The following is a 16,198-nucleotide window of genomic DNA, read 5'->3' as shown; positions in this document are numbered from 1 at the left end:
AGGGTTGAGCCGGCGGCCCTTTCCGCATGCCCGGATCGTGACGGGGTCGGTACGTGCGGACAGTGATGGTGCACGCGTGCGCGAATAGCGATGGTGCACGCGCGTCTAGATAGTGATAGCGCACGTGCGTGCGGAGGGTGGTGGGGCTGGCCGTGTACGGGGAGCGATAGCGCTCGGGGCCTATGCCTTGGCCTGGGTCCGGGTCTGGAGTCCGGGCCTGCGGCGCGGCGCGGTGCGCCGTGGGTTGGAGGGTCGTCGCTGGCCGAGTCGGCCGGCCCGCCTCCGGCCTGGCACACCACTTGTCCGGTGCTGCGGCAACGCCGTTTCCCGTGGCAGGCGATGCGCGATCTATGGAAGCACGGTGCCGCGATCCTCGAGGGGCAGGTCGTGCGCAATGTGCGGGTATGTGGCCCGTTTTCCAGCTGTCGGCAGAACTCGTTGTCGAGCGAGCTGCCCGCGGGCCTTGCGGTTCCGGACTTGTACGACTGGTGCCGGGTGCTTGGAGCTCAGTCCTCGCGCGGTATTGCTGGTCCTGGGGACGCACTGTGCTGCACCGCCCTTCTCGGGCGCGGAGGCTTGAGGCCTGACCGCGCTGAGGTGAATGCGCTCACGGTGCCTCGGCGGAGTATGGGCGTCGTGCCTTCCGTGTCTTACCGTGGTGGGACGACTGCGCCCGCGCGCACGTCGGCTGATGCGAATAGGGGCTGGTCATGGAACACGCTGACAACAACGGAACGCGCGACGAGCGCTCTAGCGGCGTGCGCCCCGGCGGCGGCTCTTCTCGACACGATGGTGGGCGTCGGTCGTACGGGGATCGTCCTCAGCGTGATGGGGAGCGTCGTTCTTACGGTGATCGCCCCCAGCGGGATGGGGAGCGTCGTTCTTACGGTGATCGCCCCCAGCGTGATGGTGAGCGTCGGTCCTACGGTGATCGGCCGCAGCGTGACGGGCAGCGTCGGTCCTACGGTGATCGTCCTCAGCGCGAGGGCGAGCGCCGTTCTTACGGTGATCGGCCTCGGCGTGACGGCGAGCGTCGCTCCTATGGCGACCGCCCGCAGCGTCCCTACAGTGACCGTCCCCAGCGGGATGGGGAGCGTCGTTCTTACGGTGATCGTCCTCAGCGTGACGGGCAGCGTCGGTCCTACGGCGGTCGCCCTGAGCGGGATGGGGAGCGTCGTTCTTATGGTGATCGGCCTCAGCGTGACGGGCAGCGTCGGTCCTACGGTGATCGCCCCCAGCGCGAGGGCGAGCGTCGTTCTTATGGGGATCGGCCTCAGCGCGATGGCGAGCAGCGCTCCTATGGCGACCGCCCGCAGCGTTCCTACAGTGACCGTCCCCAGCGCGAGGGCGAGGGTCGTTCTTACGGTGATCGGCCTCGGCGTGACGGCGAGCGTCGCTCCTATGGCGATCGGCCGCAGCGCGATGGGGAGCGTCGGTCCTACGGTGACCGCCCCCAGCGTGGTGGGGAGCGTCGGTCCTACGGTGATCGACCTCGGCGTGACGGAGAGCGCCGGCCCTATGGAGACCGCCCTCAGCGCGATGGCGAGCAGCGCTCCTATGGCGACCGCCCGCAGCGTCCCTACGGTGACCGTCCCCAGCGCGATGGCGAGCGCCGCTCCTATGGCGACCGTCCCCAGCGTGACGGTCAGCGTGGTTCTCATGGTGATCGCCCGGTGCGTGGTGGTCAGCGTGGTTCTCATGGTGATCGCCCGGTGCGTGGTGGTGAGCGTCGGTCCTACGGTGCCCGCCCCCAGCGCGATGATCGTCGTTCCGGACCGTCGCGCCCGCAGGCCGACCGCGAGCAGAAGCCGTGGCGCCCCGGGGACGCCATGTCCGAGAGGCCCAGCCGTCCCGGTCAGGAGCGCCGCTCCGAGTGGGTCGAGGAGCCGCAGGTTCCCGAGGGCATCACCGGGCGCGAGCTCGAGCGCGACGCCCGCGAGGAGCTGCGCAGCCTGTCCAAGGAGACGGCCGAGCGCGTCGCCCGCCACCTGGTCGCCGCCGGGATGCTCGTCGAGGACGATCCGGAGACGGCACTGGCCCACGCACGCTTCGCCGCACGACGCGGCGGGCGCGTCGGCGCCGTCCGCGAGACCTACGGCGTCGTCGCCTATCAGAACGGCGACTTCGCCACCGCGGTCCGTGAGCTGCGCACCGCCGTCCGCATCACGGGCCGCCACGATCTGCTGCCGATGATCGCCGATTGCGAGCGCGGCCTGGGTCGTCCCGAGAAGGCGCTCGACGTCGCCTCGAGCCCCGAAGCCGAGAAGCTGGGGCCCACCGCGATGGTCGAGATGATGATCGTCGTCGCCGGCGCCTACGCGGACACCGGCGATCTGAGCACGGCCATCGCCACGCTCGAGATCCCCGCCCTGCGCCAGAAGGTCGACGGAGCCTGGCAGGTCCGGCTCTGGGTCGCCTACGCGGACCTCCTGGAGGCCGCCGGTCGCAGCGACGAGGCCCGCAGCTGGATCACCCTGGCCGCCGACGCCGACACCGAGCGCATCACCGACGCCGCGGACCGCCTCGGTCGGCCGGCACCCGTGGTCGAGGACTCCCCGTGGGCCGATGACGAGCAGGTGACCGTCCTCGACGCCTATGTCGATATCGACGACGACGCGGATGCCGACGACGCGGATGCGGAAGACGGCGGTGCGGACGTGGTCGATGCCGTCGACGAACGCGACACCGGCATCGATGACACCGACATCGATGACACAGACGCGGACGACCCCGCCGCGGGCGACACCGCTGACCAGGACGAGAGCGAGGCCGTCGGCACCGACGGCCTCGCCGCCGATGACGACGAGGAGCCCCGCGCATGATCCGCCGACCCGACATGTCCGTCCTGGACCGCTACGACACGCTGCTGTTCGACATGGACGGCACCCTGATGAACGGGGGAGTGCCGATCCCCGGCGCCGCACCCGGCGTCGCCGCCGCCCGCGAGGCCGGGCGCAGCATCGTCTTCGCGACCAACAACGCCTCCCGCACCCCCGCCCAGGTCGTCGCCCACCTCGCGACCGTCGGCGTCGAGGCCGCCGAGGACGAGGTCGTCACGTCCCCGCAGATCGCCTCCCAGCTGCTCGCCGACGGACTCGAGCCCGGCGCCCACGTGCTCGTCGTCGGGGGCCCGAGCCTGGCCGACGAGATCCGCGCCGCGGGCCTGACCCCCGTCGACGTGGACGGCGAGGACGTCGTGGCCGTCGTCCAGGGCTGGGACCGCGGGCTCGACTGGCCGTTGCTGGCCGAGGGCACCTACGCGGTGCGCCGCGGTGCGCGCTGGATGGCCACGAACATCGACGCGACCCTGCCCACCGAGCGCGGCATGGCCCCCGGCAACGGCTCCATGGTCGCCGTCATCCGCCATGCCACGCAGGTCGAGCCCGAGGTGGCCGGCAAGCCCGAGCCCGGCATGTTCCAGCTCGCCGCGCGCCGGTGCGGCTCGCGGGCCCCGCTCGCGGTCGGCGACCGCCTCGACACCGACATCGAGGGCGCCAACCGCGCCGACATCGATTCCCTGCTGGTGCTCACCGGGGTCTCGACCTGCGAGGACGCGCTGCGGGCCGTGCCGCTGCAGCGCCCCACCTGGATCCTGCCCGACATGACCTCCCTGACCGCCCCGTGCCCGGCCGCCGTCGTCCAGGGCGAGCGCGCCCGCTGCGGCGCCGTCAGCGCGACCTGGCACGACGGGGACATCACGGCCGCGGGCCCCGTCGACGACCCCCGCACCGCGCGCGCCGTCCTCGCGCTCGTCGCCGCGCACAGCCCCGACGCGCCCTGGACCGGGCACCTGACCGACGAGTCCGGCCAGGACGTCCGGCTGCTCGAGCGGTGACCGTCCAGCGCCTGGACGTCGCGCTCGTCGAGGCCGGGCTCGCGCGCTCCCGCACGCACGCGCGACGCATCATCGACGAAGGGCGAGCCCGGATCGACGGCAGCGCCGCGGTGAAGCCGTCGACGCCCGTTCCCCCCGGGGCCCGGCTCGAGAGCGTCGACGTGCCCGACGGCGTCGAGTACGCCTCGCGCGCCGCCCACAAGCTCACGGGCGCCCTGGACGCCCTCGGCATCGACCCGGCGGGCAAGCGCTGCCTGGACGCGGGCGCCTCCACCGGCGGCTTCACCGACGTGCTGCTGCGCCGCGGCGCGGCCTCCGTCGCCGCGGTCGACATCGGGCGCGGCCAGCTCGACGAGCGCATCGCCGCCGACCCCCGGGTGACCGTCCACGACGGCACGAGCGTGCGCGGCCTGCGGCCCGAGGGCATCGGCGGCGCCGTCGAGCTGACCGTCGGCGACCTCTCCTTCATCTCCCTGACCACCGTCTTCGACGACCTCGCCCGCTGCACCCTGCCCGGCGGCGAGCTGCTGGTGATGGTCAAGCCGCAGTTCGAGGTCGGGCGCTCCCGCCTCCCGCGCGGCGGCGTCGTCAAGGACCCCCGTCACCGCCGCGACGCCGTCCGCGGCGTCGCCGATCACGCCGCCCGGGCGGGCCTGCGGACGGTCGGTGCCGGCTGCAGCCCCCTGCCCGGGCAGGACGGCAACATCGAGCTGTTCCTCCACCTGGTGCACGACGGGCGCGCGTCCGAGGACGCCTCGGCGGCCTATGACATGATCGAGAGCGCGCTCGCGGCCGCCCCGCGCCGCACCGCCCGCACCGCAGCCGACCCCGGGGAGGCCCACCGCCGATGAGACGCTTCCTCCTCTACGTCCACACCGGCCGTCGCTCCGCCCTCGAGGCCATGGCGACCGTGCTGCACGAGATGCGCCGGCGCGGCGTCCGCGGCGTCGTCATCGACGACCAGGTCACCGAGCTGCGCCAGCAGAGCACGGCCGGGATCCGCGACGCCGACGGACAGCGGATCGTGCCCGATGGGCTCCTCGACCTCCTCGACGGCGGCGACGTCGACATCGACGACGTGGTCACCGCCGCCGATGCGGTCGAGCTCGGGATCGTCCTGGGCGGCGACGGCACCATCCTGCGGGCCCTCGAGATCGTCCGCGGCGCGGGCGTCCCGCTGCACGGCGTCAACCTCGGCCACGTCGGGTTCCTCGCCGAGAGCGAGGTCGCCGACCTCTCCGACACGGTCCGCCGCCTCCTCGACGGCGACTACGGCATCGAGGAGCGCTCGACTCTCGACATCGCCGTCTTCGACGCCGACCGCCGCCAGATCGCCTCCCACTGGGCGCTCAACGAGGCCTCGCTCGAGAAGGCCGACCGCCTGAAGATGGTCAACGTCGTGCTCGAGATCGACGGGCGCCCCGTCTCCTCCTTCGGCTGCGATGGCGTCCTGCTGTCCTCCTCGACGGGCTCGACCGCCTACGCGTTCTCCGCCGGCGGTCCCGTCGTGTGGCCCGAGGTCGACGCCTTCCTCGTCGTCCCCCTCGCCGCCCACGCCCTGTTCGCCCGCCCCCTCGTCCTGGGCCGCTCCTCGCGCGCCGCCGTCGAGGTCGTCGCCGACAACAGCGGCCCGGCCCTGCTCACCCTCGACGGGCGCCGCAGCCTCGAGATCCTCCCGGGCATGCGCGTCGAGACCGGGCTCTCGCCCGAGACCGTGCGCCTGGCCCGCCTGTCCTCGACCCCCTTCGCCGATCGTCTCGTCGAGAAGTTCCGCCTGCCCGTCGTCGGCTGGCGCGGACGGGACGCGCAGGGACGCTGATGCTCTCGACCCTGCGGATCCGTCACATCGGCGTGATCGAGGACGCCCTCCTCGAGTTCGGGCCGGGCTTCACCGCGCTCACGGGCGAGACGGGCGCCGGCAAGACCATGGTGGTGACGGGCCTGACGATGCTGCTCGGCGGACGGCTCGACTCCCGCCGCGCGGGCGCCGCCAGCACGATCGACGGGACGCTGCGGCTCGAGGGCCATGACGCGCTCGCCGCGGCGCTCGACGAGCTCGGGGCCGAGGAGGAGGACGGCGAGGTCCTCGTCGTCCGGCGCACCACCCGCGACGGCCGCTCCCGCGCCCAGATCGGGGGGGTGCCCGTCCCGATCGGCACCCTGGCCCGTATCGTCGGCTCCGCCGTCACCGTCCACGGGCAGTCCGATCAGCAGCGCCTGCGGGACCCCGACCCCCAGCGCGAGGCCCTCGACGCCTTCGCGGGAGAGAGAGTCCTCTCCCTCGTGGCCGCCCACCGGGAGCTGTGGACGCGCCGCGAGGAGCTGCGGACCGAGCGCCGCCGCCTCGCCGAGCTCATCGCCGAGGGCCAGCGCCGCCGCACCGCCCTCACCGCCGCGCTCGAGCGCCTCGAGGCCCTCGACACCCGCGGCGGCGAGGACGACGAGCTGCGCGCCGAGCTCGACCGCCTGGCCCACGCGGTCGATCTGCGGGCCGGCGCCGAGCGCGCCTCCCTCGCTCTCGCGGGCGACGAGGAGGCGTCCGCCGGGGCGCTCATCGACATCGCCCTGACCGCCGTGCGCTCCGCCGCCGGCACCGACCCCCTGCTCGCGCCCCTGGCCGAGCGCCTCGACGCGCTGCGCCTCGAGGCCTCCGACATCGCCGCCGAGCTCGGCCGCTACGCCGACGGCATCGACGCCTCCCCATCGCGCCTCGACGCCGCCAACGAGCGCCTCCACGAGCTCACGCTCGCCGTCCGCGACCTGGCGCCGGTCCTCGGCGGCGAGGACCTCACCAGTCTGCTGGAGTCCTCCCGCACCGCGGCCGCCGACCTCGACCGCTACGACGGCGCCGAGACCCGCCTCGCCGAGGTCGACGAGGAGATCGCCGGCCTGGACCCCGAGCTCGAGGCCGCCGCCGCGGCGCTGACGCAGGCCCGCAGCGAGGCCGCTCAGCGCCTCGCCGCCGCCGTCGAGGAGGAGCTCGCCCAGCTCGAGATGCCCGCCGCCTCCCTCGCCGTCGAGGTCGTCGGGACGACGCATCGCGCCCACGGCCGCGACGAGGTGCGGATCCTGCTGGCCCCGCACCCCGGAGCGGACCACCTCCCCGTCGCGACCGCCGCCTCCGGCGGCGAGCTGTCCCGCGTGATGCTCGCCCTCGAGGTCGCCCTCGCGTCCTCGCGCGACGACGCCACCGGGGCGCCCGTCTTCGTGTTCGACGAGATCGACGCCGGGATCGGCGGGAAGGCCGCCCTCGCCGTGGGCCAGCGCCTGGCCCGCCTGGCCCAGCACGCCCAGGTCATCGTCGTCACCCACCTCTCGCAGGTCGCCGCGCACGCCACGACCCATCTGCGGATCGTCAAGACCGCGAGCGAGGGCACCACCAGCTCGACGGTCGAGAGCCTCGAGGAGGGCGCGCGCGTCCACGAGCTCGCGCGCATGCTCGCCGGATCCGACGACTCCGAGCTCGCGCTGCGCCACGCGGCCGAGCTCCTCGGCGCCGCGCAGGCGTCCGCCGCCGGCCGCGCCGCTGCGCCCGGGAGCGACCGATGAGCGCCCTCGTGTCCGGCCGCGCCCGGATCGGCCGCCGCACGAAGGACCTCACCAAGCGCCTCGTGCCCGGGGACATCGCCGTGATCGACCACGAGGACATCGACCGCGTCGCGGCCGAGACCCTCGTCGAGAAGAAGCCCGCGGCCGTGCTCAACGCCGCCCGCTCCACGTCCGGGCGCTACCCCAACGCGGGGCCGCGGATCCTCGTCGAGGCCGGGATCGTGCTCGTCGACGACCTGGGGCCCGAGCTGATGGACGGCCTCGCCGACGGAGAGCCCGTCCTCGTCGATGCCGACGGCATCGTCATGGCCCACGGCGACCGCATCGCCCACGGAGAGGTCATGGATCCGCCCGCGGTCGAGGCTGCCCTCGAGGTCGCGCGCGCCGGGCTGTCCGATCAGCTCGAGGCCTTCGCCGTGAACACGATGCAGTACATGATCAAGGAGAAGGACCTCCTCCTCGACGGCGTCGGCACGCCCGACGTCCGCACGAGCATGCGCGACCGGGCCGTCCTGATCGTGGTGCGCGGCTACCACTACAAGGAGGACCTCGTCACGCTGCGGCCCTTCATCCGGGAGAACCGGCCTGTGATCATCGGCGTCGACGGCGGTGCCGACGCCGTCCTCGACGCCGGCTACGGGCTCGACATGATCATCGGCGACATGGACTCCGTCTCCGACCGGGCGCTGCGGGGCACGGCGGAGCTCGTCGTCCACGCCTACCGCGACGGCCGCGCCCCCGGGATGGAGCGCCTGAGAGAGCTCGGCGTCGCCGACGAGGCCGTCCTGTTCCCCGCCTTCGGGACCAGCGAGGACATCGCGATGCTCCTGGCCGATGAGAAGGGCGCGAGCGTGATCGTGGCCGTCGGCACGCACGGCACCCTCGAGGAGTTCCTCGACAAGGGACGCGCGGGCATGAGCTCCACGTTCCTCACGCGCCTGCGCGTGGGCTCCAAGCTCGTCGACGCCAAGGGCGTCTCCCGCCTGTACCGCCAGCGCATCTCCACGCTGCAGCTCGTGCTGCTCGCCGTCGCCGGTCTGCTCGCCCTCGCCGTCGCCCTGTGGGCCACGCCCGGCGGCCAGGCCCTGTTCCAGATCCTGGGGGCGCGGATGGACGATCTGCTGTCCTGGTTCACGTCCCTGTTCGCCGCCTACCCGGAATCCCCGTCGGAGGGTGTCTGAGCCGTGATCGACTTCCGCTACCACCTCGTCTCCCTCATCTCGGTGTTCCTCGCGCTCGCCGTGGGCATCGTGCTGGGTGCGGGCCCGCTGCGGGAGAGCCTGGGTACGCAGCTCGCCGGACAGGTCGAGCAGCTGCGCACCGACAAGGAGACGCTGCGCACCGAGAACGACCGCCTCACGGCGCAGAACGATCAGCTGGGCACCTACATCGCCCAGACGGCCCCGCAGCTCGTGGCCGGCACGCTCGACGGGAGCTCGGTCGCGATCCTCGCCGAGGACGACTCGACCCGCGAGAGCACCGACGAGATCTCCTCCCTCGTCTCCGCCGCCGGCGGCACCGTGCCCGTCCGCGTGACCCTCGGGGGCATGCTGTGGGACCCCGCCCAGGCCTCGGCCCGGGCCGAGGCCGTCACGGCCCTGCGCAAGGCGGCCCCCGATCTGCCCCTCACCGGCGCCGAGGACTCCGAGCGCCTCGCGGGCGCGATCGCCGCCGTGCTGCTGGAGCCCGATGACGCCCTGCCCTCGGAGCAGCGCGACGCGGCCCTCGATGCGCTGTCCTCCTCCCAGGTGATCCGCGTCGACGGCGAGCTCGACGGATCCGTCGACGCCCTCGTGCACGCCGGGGCCGCACCGGACGCGCTCACCGAGTCGGGCGACGACACCGCGACCGCGGCCGCCCGGGCCCAGGCCCTCAGCGCCGTGCAGACCCGCATCCTCGACGCGGTCGTCGAGGCCGACGTCCCCGCCGTCATCGCGGGCTCGACCCCCGGCAGCGACGACACCACCGGGATCATCCGCCTCGCCCGCGGCGATGCGCGCTACGACGCCCTGAGCACCGTCGACGGCCTGCAGCGCGCCGACGGGCCCCCGGTGGCCGTCCTGGCTCTGGGAGAGCAGACCCGCGGCGGCGCCGGCGACTACGGCACCGGGGCGGGGGCGCGCGCCCGCGTCCCCGAGGCCGATGCGACATCGACGGCACCGAGCGCCCCGGCCCAGCCCTCCGATGCGGGCGGTGCGGCCGGATGAGCGACGCCACCGATCCCTCCCGTGCCGCTGTTCCCTCCTGTGCCGCTGCTCCCTCCCGAGCCGCTGTCGCCTCCCGCGCCGCGGGCGCCCTGACGCGCCTGCGCGCAGAGCTCGAGCGCAGCAACTACGCCGGCCGGACCGTCACCCTCGCCGAGGGCGCCGCCGTCGGCGCGGCCGTCGTCGTGCTCACCGCCCGTCGCGCGAGCGCCGTCGACGCCCTCGCGCTCGCCGGTGTCGCCGCTCTCGGCCTGGCCGACGACATCATCGAGCCGCGCCGCCGTCGCGCGGGGGAGGCGACCGCCAAGGGGCTGCGCGGACACCTCGGCGCGCTCCGCGCGGGCCGTCTCACCACCGGCGGGGCCAAGCTGATCGGCATCCCGGTGCTGTGCCTCGGGGCGGCGGCCCTGGCGCCCCGGCCGCGCCGGCTCCTGCTGGACGGGGCTCTCGCCGCGGGCTGCGCGAACCTCGCCAATCTCCTGGACCTGCGCCCCGGACGCGCGCTCAAGGCCGTCGCGGCGCCCGCCCTCGTCCTGGCCCTGCTGCCCGGAGACGTCGCCGCGGACGCGGGGGAGCAGCGCGACCGGAGCGGCCGCGCCCTCGCCCTCGCCGCCCTCGTGACTGCCGTCGCCGCCCTGCCCGCCGACCTGCGCGAGCACGGCATGCTCGGCGACGGCGGCGCCAACGTCCTCGGTGCCGCCGTCGGCACCGCCCTCGCGCGGCGGACGTCCCCGCTCGTGCGCGCGGGCGCGCTCGCGGTGATCGCCGGCCTCACCCTCGCCAGCGAGCGCGTCTCGTTCAGCGCCGTCATCGACGCTTCTCCGTGGCTGCGGCGGATCGACGGCCTCGGGCGGCGGCCCGTCGACGGGACGCGCCCGTGAGCCGTGCCGTTCCCATGCCCGAGAGCACTCCGTCTGACCCGGACCCCGGCCGCATCGGCGGCTCGACGGCGGCCCGCGGGATCGCCCGTGCCGCCGGTCTGATCCTGGCGGTCACGATCCTCGCCCGCATCGCGGGTTTCGTGCGCTACCTCGTGTTCGGGGCGACCGTCGGCGGCGGCGACGTCGGCACCGCGTACGCGAGCGCGAACCTGCTGCCCAACGTCCTCTTCGAGGTGGTGGCCGGCGGGGCACTGGCCGGCTGCGTCATCCCGCTCGTCGCCGGACTGATGGAGAACGACGAGGACGGGACCGGCGCGCAGCGCGCCTCCCGCGTGGTCTCCGCGCTCCTGGGGTGGGTCCTGCTGGTGACCGTCCCGCTCGCGCTCGCGATCACCCTGCTCGCCGCGCCGCTCGCGCACCTGATCCTCGACGCGGGCAGCACGGGCGCGGGCACCGTCGAGATGGGGACACGGATGCTGCGGGTCTTCGCCGTCCAGATCCCCCTGTACGGCGTGACGGTGCTGCTCGGAGCCTTCCTCCAGGCCCGACGCCGCTTCCTGTGGCCCGCCCTCGTGCCGCTCATCTCCTCGCTCGTCGTGATGGCCGCCTATGGCTTCTACGCCCTGCTGGCCCCCACCGTCGCGACGACGTCCACCGTCTCCGCGACGGCCGAGGCCGTCCTCGCCTGGGGCACGACCGCCGGGGTGCTCCTCATGGCCGTCCCCCTGCTCGTGCCGGCCCACCGCGCGGGCCTGCGCCTGGTGCCGACCCTGCGGATGCCCGAGGGGCTGGGCCGACGGGCGCTGGCCCTCGGGGGAGCGGGCATCGGCGCCGTCGCCGCCCAGCAGCTGACGACGGCCCTGGTGCTGCTGCTGGCCGCGCGCGCCGGCGGCACCGGCACCCTGCCGGTCTTCCAGTACGCGCAGGCCGTGTACCTGCTGCCCTTCGCCGTGCTGGTCGTCCCCATCACCACGAGCGTCTTCCCGCACCTGTCCGAGCTGCGCCTGACCGGGGACCGCGACGCCTTCGCCCGCACGACGGCCTTCTCGCTGCGCACCGTCACGGCCGTCGGGGCGATCGGCGCCGCGGTCCTGTTCGCGGCCGCGCCCGCGATCGACCACTTCTTCCGCCTGCTGGATCGCGCCGGCGTCGTCGGCGTCGGCTCGACCGTCGCGGCCCTGGCCCTGGGGCTGGCGCCCTACGCCGTCTCCACGCAGTGCACGCGCGTCCTCTCCGCCGCGCTGCGGGCCCGCGACGCCCTGCTCGTCGGGTCCGTCGGCTGGGGCGTGTCGGCCCTCGCGATCCTCGCCGTCGTCCTGCCCGCGGGTACCCGCCGCGCCGCCGAGGCCTCCACCGCCTTCGGCCTGTGCATCGCCGCCGGGATGACGGTGTCCGCCGTCGTCGGTCTCGTCCGCGTCCTCGACCTCGTGCCCGCCGTCGATATGCGGCGCGCGCTCACCCGCGGCGCGCTCGTCTCCGTCGCCGCTGTCGCGCTCGGAGCCGTCGCCGGCTACGTCGTCTGCCGCGCGGTGCTCTCCGTGCAGTCGGCCACCATCGCGACGGTCCTCATCGGCATGCTCGCCGGTGCCGTCGCGCTCCTCGTCACCGGCGGGATCATCGCGCTCGCCGACCCCGAGCTCCGCGACCGCTTCCTCGCCCTCGCACGCCGACGCGATGCGCACCGGTCCGCAACGGGGACACGGGCGTGAGAGAGGGCGCCCGGATCCTGGTCGTCGAGCCGGCCGCGACCGGTGGGCTCCACGCGCACGTCGACGATGAGCTGAGCGCTCTCGCCGCCCTCGGCGTGCACGCCGAGCGGGCCGATGTGCGCATTCTCCCGCGTCCCGATCCGCGCACCGATGCGGCGACGGTGCGGGCGCTGCGCCGCGCGGCGGCCTCGGGGGAGTGGGACGCGATCCATGCCCACGGCCTGCGCGCCGGGGCGCTCGCGGGGATCGCCCGCCTCGGGACCCACTGCCGATGGGCCGTCCGTCGTGGGACTGACCGTCTCGGGATCAGGACCACGCGGCGGGATCCTCGCCACCGGGGCCTGCGCCTGGTGACGACCCTCCACAACCGCACCACCGGCTCCCTCCCCGCCCGCGTCCTCGGCGGCGTCCTGCTCGCCGTCGCTGCCCGGACGGCGGACGTCGTCCTGGGCGTCTCGCCCGACCTCGTCGACTCCGCGCGCCGCGCCGGAGCCCGCGAGGCGCACCTCGCGGTGATCCCGGCGCACCCGCCCGGCGCTTCCGCCCCCGCGGTGCAGCCCCGCGCGGCCGCCCCCGCTGGTCAGGAGGGCGGTGCGGATGACGGCGCGGACGGGACCCTGCAGGTGCTCGTCCTCGCCCGCCTCGCGCCGCAGAAGGATCTCCCCACGCTCCTGGACGCCGCCGCGATCCTCGAGGCCGCCGCGCCGGGGACGGTGCGGATCCGTGTGGCGGGCGATGGGCCCCTGCACGGCGAGCTCTCCGCGGAGATCGCCCGGCGCGCGCTGCCCGTCGAGCTGCTTGGGCGGAGGGAGGACGTGCCCGCGCTGCTGGGCGGGACGGATGTCGTCGTCTCCTCCTCGATCTGGGAGGGCCAGCCCGTCGGGCTGCAGGAGGCCCTGCACGCGGGCTGCGCGATCGTCGCGACCGCCGCCGGCGGGACGCGCGCCGTCACCGGCGATGCCGCGGCCCTCGTCGGCGTCGGCGACGCGCCCGGCCTCGCACGTGAGATCGCTCGCCTTCGCGACCCCGCCGAGCTCGCTCGCGCCCGCGCCGCCGCACGCCAGCGGGCCGCGCAGCTGCCGACGGACGCGGATCTGGCCGCGCAGCTCCTGGACGTGCTGGTGAAGGGGCCGGATCGCCAGTAGTGTGAGGGTCCGTGGCGAAACGCACCGAGAACACGACCAGGCCCTTCCGCAACGCGGGCATCACCAAGCACATCTTCGTGACCGGGGGTGTCGTGTCCTCCCTCGGGAAGGGCCTGACCGCCTCGTCGCTGGGCATGCTGCTGCGGCAGCGCGGCCTGCGCGTCACGATGCAGAAGCTCGACCCGTACCTCAACGTCGATCCGGGCACCATGAACCCGTTCCAGCACGGCGAGGTCTTCGTGACCGAGGACGGCGCGGAGACGGACCTGGACATCGGCCACTACGAGCGCTTCCTCGACGAGGACCTCACGGCCGACGCGAACGTGACCACCGGCCAGATCTACTCCGGCGTCATCGCCAAGGAGCGCCGCGGCGACTACCTGGGCGACACGGTGCAGGTGATCCCGCACATCACCAACGCGATCAAGGAGTCGATGCGCGCGCAGGCCGGCGATGACGTCGACGTGATCATCACCGAGATCGGCGGCACCGTCGGCGACATCGAGTCCCAGCCGTTCCTCGAGGCCGCCCGCCAGGTGCGCCAGGACGTGGGCCGCGACAACGTGTTCTTCGTGCACGTCTCGCTGATCCCCTTCATCGGCCCCTCCCAGGAGCTCAAGACCAAGCCCACCCAGCATTCGGTGGCGGCGCTGCGCTCGATCGGCATCCAGCCCGACGCGATCGTGCTGCGCGCCGACCGCGCCCTGCCCGAGGGCATCAAGCAGAAGATCTCCTCGATGTGCGACGTGGACCTCGACGCGGTCGTGACCTGCCCCGACGCGCGCTCGATCTACGACATCCCGCACGTGCTGCACGACGAGGGCCTCGACGCCTACGTGATCCGGCGCCTGGACCTGCTGTGCCACGACGTCGACTGGACGCTGTGGGACGACCTGCTCGAGCGCGTGCACCGCCCCGAGTACGAGGTGACGGTCGCGATCGTCGGCAAGTACATCGACCTGCCCGACGCCTACCTGTCGATCTCCGAGGCGCTGCGCGCCGGCGGCTTCCACCACCGCGCCCGCGTGACGCTGCGCTGGGTCGCCTCGGACACGTGCGAGACGCCCGAGGGCGCCGCCGAGCAGCTGCGCGACGTCGACGCGATCGTCGTGCCCGGCGGCTTCGGCATCCGCGGCCTCGACGGGAAGATCGGCGCGCTGCGCCACACCCGTGAGCACGGCATTCCCACGCTGGGCATCTGCTTGGGCATGCAGTGCATGGTCATCGAGGCCGCGCGGAACCTGCTGGGTCTCGAGGGCGCGAGCTCGACCGAGTTCGAGCCCGAGACCGCGCACCCGGTGATCGCGACGCTCGCCGAGCAGGAGGACATCGTCTCGGGCGAGGGCGATCTGGGCGGCACGATGCGCCTGGGCGCCTACGACCACGTGCTCGTCCCGGGCTCGGTGGCCGCCGAGACCTACGGCGCGACCGAGGTGTCCGAGCGCCACCGCCACCGCTACGAGGTCAACAACGCCTACCGGGCCCAGCTCGAGGAGGCCGGCCTGGTGATCTCCGGCGTCTCGGCCGACCGCAGCCTCGTGGAGTTCGTGGAGCTCCCCGCGGACGTGCACCCGTACTACATCGGCACCCAGGCCCATCCGGAGCTGAAGTCCCGCCCGACCCGCAGCCACCCCCTGTTCGCAGGGCTCATCGGCGCCGCCGTCGCCGCGCAGCAGGCCACGCGCCTGCTCGAGGTGCATCCCGAGCCCGCCGCTGACGAGGAGGCGTGATCATGACGGAGCCGCTGCGGGACGAGCCGGGGCGCCGCCCGGTCGCGCAGTCGGAGACCGTGCACCACGGCATGGTGTGGGACCTCGTGCGCGACACGATCGACTTCGCGCCGGGCGTCCGCTTCGACCGCGAGTACATCCGTCACACCGGTGCCGTCGCCGTGCTCGCCGTCGACGACGCGGACCGGATGCTGCTGATCCGCCAGTACCGCCACCCCGTCGGCCACACCCAGTGGGAGATCCCCGCGGGCCTGCTCGACATCGCGGGGGAGGACCCGGCGCTGGCGGCCCGCCGCGAGCTGCGCGAGGAGGCCGGGTATGACGCCGATGCGATCGAGACGCTCGTGGACACGCGCCCCAGCCCCGGCGGTTCCGACGAGGTGATCCGGGTGCATCTGGCGACCGGGCTGCGGGAGGCCGTCGAGGAGGGCTTCGAGCGGCGCGACGAGGAGGCCGAGCTCGAGGTGCGCTGGGAGAAGGTCGAGGACGTGGCCCGCGCTGTGCTGGCCGGGGATCTCACCTCGGGGACGCTCGTCACCGGCGTGCTCGCGCTCGTGGCGCGGCGGGCGCTGGGCGCGCCCTCGCGCGGGGCCGTTGCTCCGTTCCCGGAGAGGCCCGGGCGGGGCTGAGCGGGGCTGGCGGCGCATCGGCTGTGTCTCGGTCAGAGGTCGGCGGCGATTCGCTGCTGGTACGTGGAGAACCAGTCTCCGCCGGCACGAAGCTCCGTGGCCAGGCACTGCACGGTGAAACGGAGGCGGTAGCCCCTGAGTGCTTCTCGGGTGCTGTCGATGGGGCCGTAGCCGGCCATGAACTCGCGGAAGGCGTCGCTGCCCTCCAGCGAGTATCTGGCGAGGTCGTAGAGCGGATCACCGGATGTGGCGTCGCCCCAGTCGAGGAGCGCCACCAGCTCGCCATCGCGTGTATGGAAATGCACGTCCTTCAGGTCGCCGTGAAGACAGCGCGGCGAACCGGTGAAAGGCGGGATGCTGTCGATAGCTCGTCGTACGGCGCTCGCCTGGTCGCGGGTCAGCAGCCGTGCCGCCACGACATCTGCCAGTTCCTCGTGGAGTCCGCGCCGCATGAGATTGCTGGCTCTTCAGAGTTGAGTGTGGGGTGAGGCGTCGAGACCGCCGGTGATCAGGAGC

14 protein-coding genes are annotated in these 16,198 nt (G+C 74.0%); 12 read left to right on the top strand and 2 right to left on the bottom strand.

From position 1 onward, the window contains the following. Positions 1 to 650: 650 nt before the first annotated feature. Positions 651 to 1,700, bottom strand: coding sequence for a hypothetical protein (locus tag FM110_RS13210; RefSeq protein WP_087105213.1), 1,050 nt, complete (start codon positions 1,698 to 1,700; stop codon positions 651 to 653). Positions 1,701 to 1,829: 129 nt separating this feature from the next. On the opposite strand from FM110_RS13210, the gene FM110_RS13205 reads away from it, so the two are divergent. The 12 genes from FM110_RS13205 to FM110_RS13150 are packed head-to-tail and all read left to right on the top strand — an operon-like array spanning position 1,830 to position 15,682. Beyond that, positions 1,830 to 2,822, top strand: a complete 993-nt coding sequence (locus FM110_RS13205) for a tetratricopeptide repeat protein (RefSeq protein WP_200810254.1) — start codon at positions 1,830 to 1,832, stop codon at positions 2,820 to 2,822. Next, entirely contained in the window at positions 2,819 to 3,835 is a 1,017-nt protein-coding gene (locus FM110_RS13200) for an HAD-IIA family hydrolase (protein ID WP_087105212.1), read from the top strand. Before FM110_RS13205 ends, FM110_RS13200 begins: the two co-directional genes overlap by 4 nt. After that, complete coding sequence (locus FM110_RS13195; RefSeq protein WP_087105211.1) at positions 3,832 to 4,686, top strand: TlyA family RNA methyltransferase; 855 nt, start codon at positions 3,832 to 3,834, stop codon at positions 4,684 to 4,686. The genes FM110_RS13200 and FM110_RS13195 overlap by 4 nt, the downstream gene beginning before the upstream one ends. Then, a complete protein-coding gene (locus tag FM110_RS13190) occupies positions 4,683 to 5,654 on the top strand; it encodes an NAD kinase (RefSeq protein WP_087105210.1) in 972 nt (323 codons plus the stop codon). The genes FM110_RS13195 and FM110_RS13190 overlap by 4 nt, the downstream gene beginning before the upstream one ends. Then, positions 5,654 to 7,384, top strand: coding sequence for a DNA repair protein RecN (recN, locus tag FM110_RS13185; RefSeq protein WP_087105209.1), 1,731 nt, complete (start codon positions 5,654 to 5,656; stop codon positions 7,382 to 7,384). Before FM110_RS13190 ends, recN begins: the two co-directional genes overlap by 1 nt. Further along, positions 7,381 to 8,565: a putative cytokinetic ring protein SteA gene (steA, locus tag FM110_RS13180; RefSeq protein WP_087105208.1), complete on the top strand. Its 1,185-nt coding sequence runs from the start codon at positions 7,381 to 7,383 to the stop codon at positions 8,563 to 8,565. Before recN ends, steA begins: the two co-directional genes overlap by 4 nt. Before the next feature lie 3 nt (positions 8,566 to 8,568). Continuing rightward, positions 8,569 to 9,591: a copper transporter gene (locus tag FM110_RS13175; RefSeq protein WP_087105207.1), complete on the top strand. Its 1,023-nt coding sequence runs from the start codon at positions 8,569 to 8,571 to the stop codon at positions 9,589 to 9,591. After that, entirely contained in the window at positions 9,588 to 10,469 is an 882-nt protein-coding gene (locus FM110_RS13170; RefSeq protein ID WP_234992478.1) for a hypothetical protein, read from the top strand. Before FM110_RS13175 ends, FM110_RS13170 begins: the two co-directional genes overlap by 4 nt. Further along, entirely contained in the window at positions 10,466 to 12,178 is a 1,713-nt protein-coding gene (gene murJ, locus FM110_RS13165; protein ID WP_234992477.1) for a murein biosynthesis integral membrane protein MurJ, read from the top strand. Before FM110_RS13170 ends, murJ begins: the two co-directional genes overlap by 4 nt. Then, positions 12,175 to 13,323: a glycosyltransferase family 4 protein gene (locus FM110_RS13160; RefSeq protein WP_234992476.1), complete on the top strand. Its 1,149-nt coding sequence runs from the start codon at positions 12,175 to 12,177 to the stop codon at positions 13,321 to 13,323. The genes murJ and FM110_RS13160 overlap by 4 nt, the downstream gene beginning before the upstream one ends. Before the next feature lie 11 nt (positions 13,324 to 13,334). After that, complete coding sequence (locus FM110_RS13155) at positions 13,335 to 15,053, top strand: CTP synthase (RefSeq protein ID WP_087105205.1); 1,719 nt, start codon at positions 13,335 to 13,337, stop codon at positions 15,051 to 15,053. Positions 15,054 to 15,055: 2 nt separating this feature from the next. Then, positions 15,056 to 15,682: an NUDIX domain-containing protein gene (locus FM110_RS13150; RefSeq protein ID WP_087105204.1), complete on the top strand. Its 627-nt coding sequence runs from the start codon at positions 15,056 to 15,058 to the stop codon at positions 15,680 to 15,682. 32 nt (positions 15,683 to 15,714) lie between these two features. Here the strand turns inward: FM110_RS13150 and FM110_RS13145 are convergent, their stop codons facing one another. Further along, positions 15,715 to 16,134, bottom strand: a complete 420-nt coding sequence (locus FM110_RS13145; RefSeq protein ID WP_087105203.1) for a phosphotransferase family protein — start codon at positions 16,132 to 16,134, stop codon at positions 15,715 to 15,717. Between the last annotated feature and the right edge of the window lie 64 nt (positions 16,135 to 16,198).

The sequence above is a fragment of the Brachybacterium nesterenkovii genome (genome assembly GCF_900163655.1).
Classification (GTDB): Bacteria; Actinomycetota; Actinomycetes; order Actinomycetales; family Dermabacteraceae; genus Brachybacterium; species Brachybacterium nesterenkovii.
The sequence above is the reverse complement of the archived record's forward strand: the minus strand, read 5'-3'. Positions and strand labels throughout refer to the sequence as shown.

What these genes read in the sequence shown, in the direction of transcription:
- FM110_RS13170 (WP_234992478.1), top strand. Translation starts at nt 9,588, where the DNA reads ATGAGCGACGCCACCGATCCCTCCCGTGCCGCTGTTCCCTCCTGTGCC.
- steA (WP_087105208.1), top strand. Translation starts at nt 7,381, where the DNA reads ATGAGCGCCCTCGTGTCCGGCCGCGCCCGGATCGGCCGCCGCACGAAG.
- FM110_RS13150 (WP_087105204.1), top strand. Translation starts at nt 15,056, where the DNA reads ATGACGGAGCCGCTGCGGGACGAGCCGGGGCGCCGCCCGGTCGCGCAG.
- FM110_RS13190 (WP_087105210.1), top strand. Translation starts at nt 4,683, where the DNA reads ATGAGACGCTTCCTCCTCTACGTCCACACCGGCCGTCGCTCCGCCCTC.
- FM110_RS13145 (WP_087105203.1), bottom strand. Translation starts at nt 16,134, where the DNA reads ATGCGGCGCGGACTCCACGAGGAACTGGCAGATGTCGTGGCGGCACGG.
- FM110_RS13205 (WP_200810254.1), top strand. Translation starts at nt 1,830, where the DNA reads ATGTCCGAGAGGCCCAGCCGTCCCGGTCAGGAGCGCCGCTCCGAGTGG.
- FM110_RS13200 (WP_087105212.1), top strand. Translation starts at nt 2,819, where the DNA reads ATGATCCGCCGACCCGACATGTCCGTCCTGGACCGCTACGACACGCTG.
- FM110_RS13210 (WP_087105213.1), bottom strand. Translation starts at nt 1,700, where the DNA reads ATGAGAACCACGCTGACCACCACGCACCGGGCGATCACCATGAGAACC.
- recN (WP_087105209.1), top strand. Translation starts at nt 5,654, where the DNA reads ATGCTCTCGACCCTGCGGATCCGTCACATCGGCGTGATCGAGGACGCC.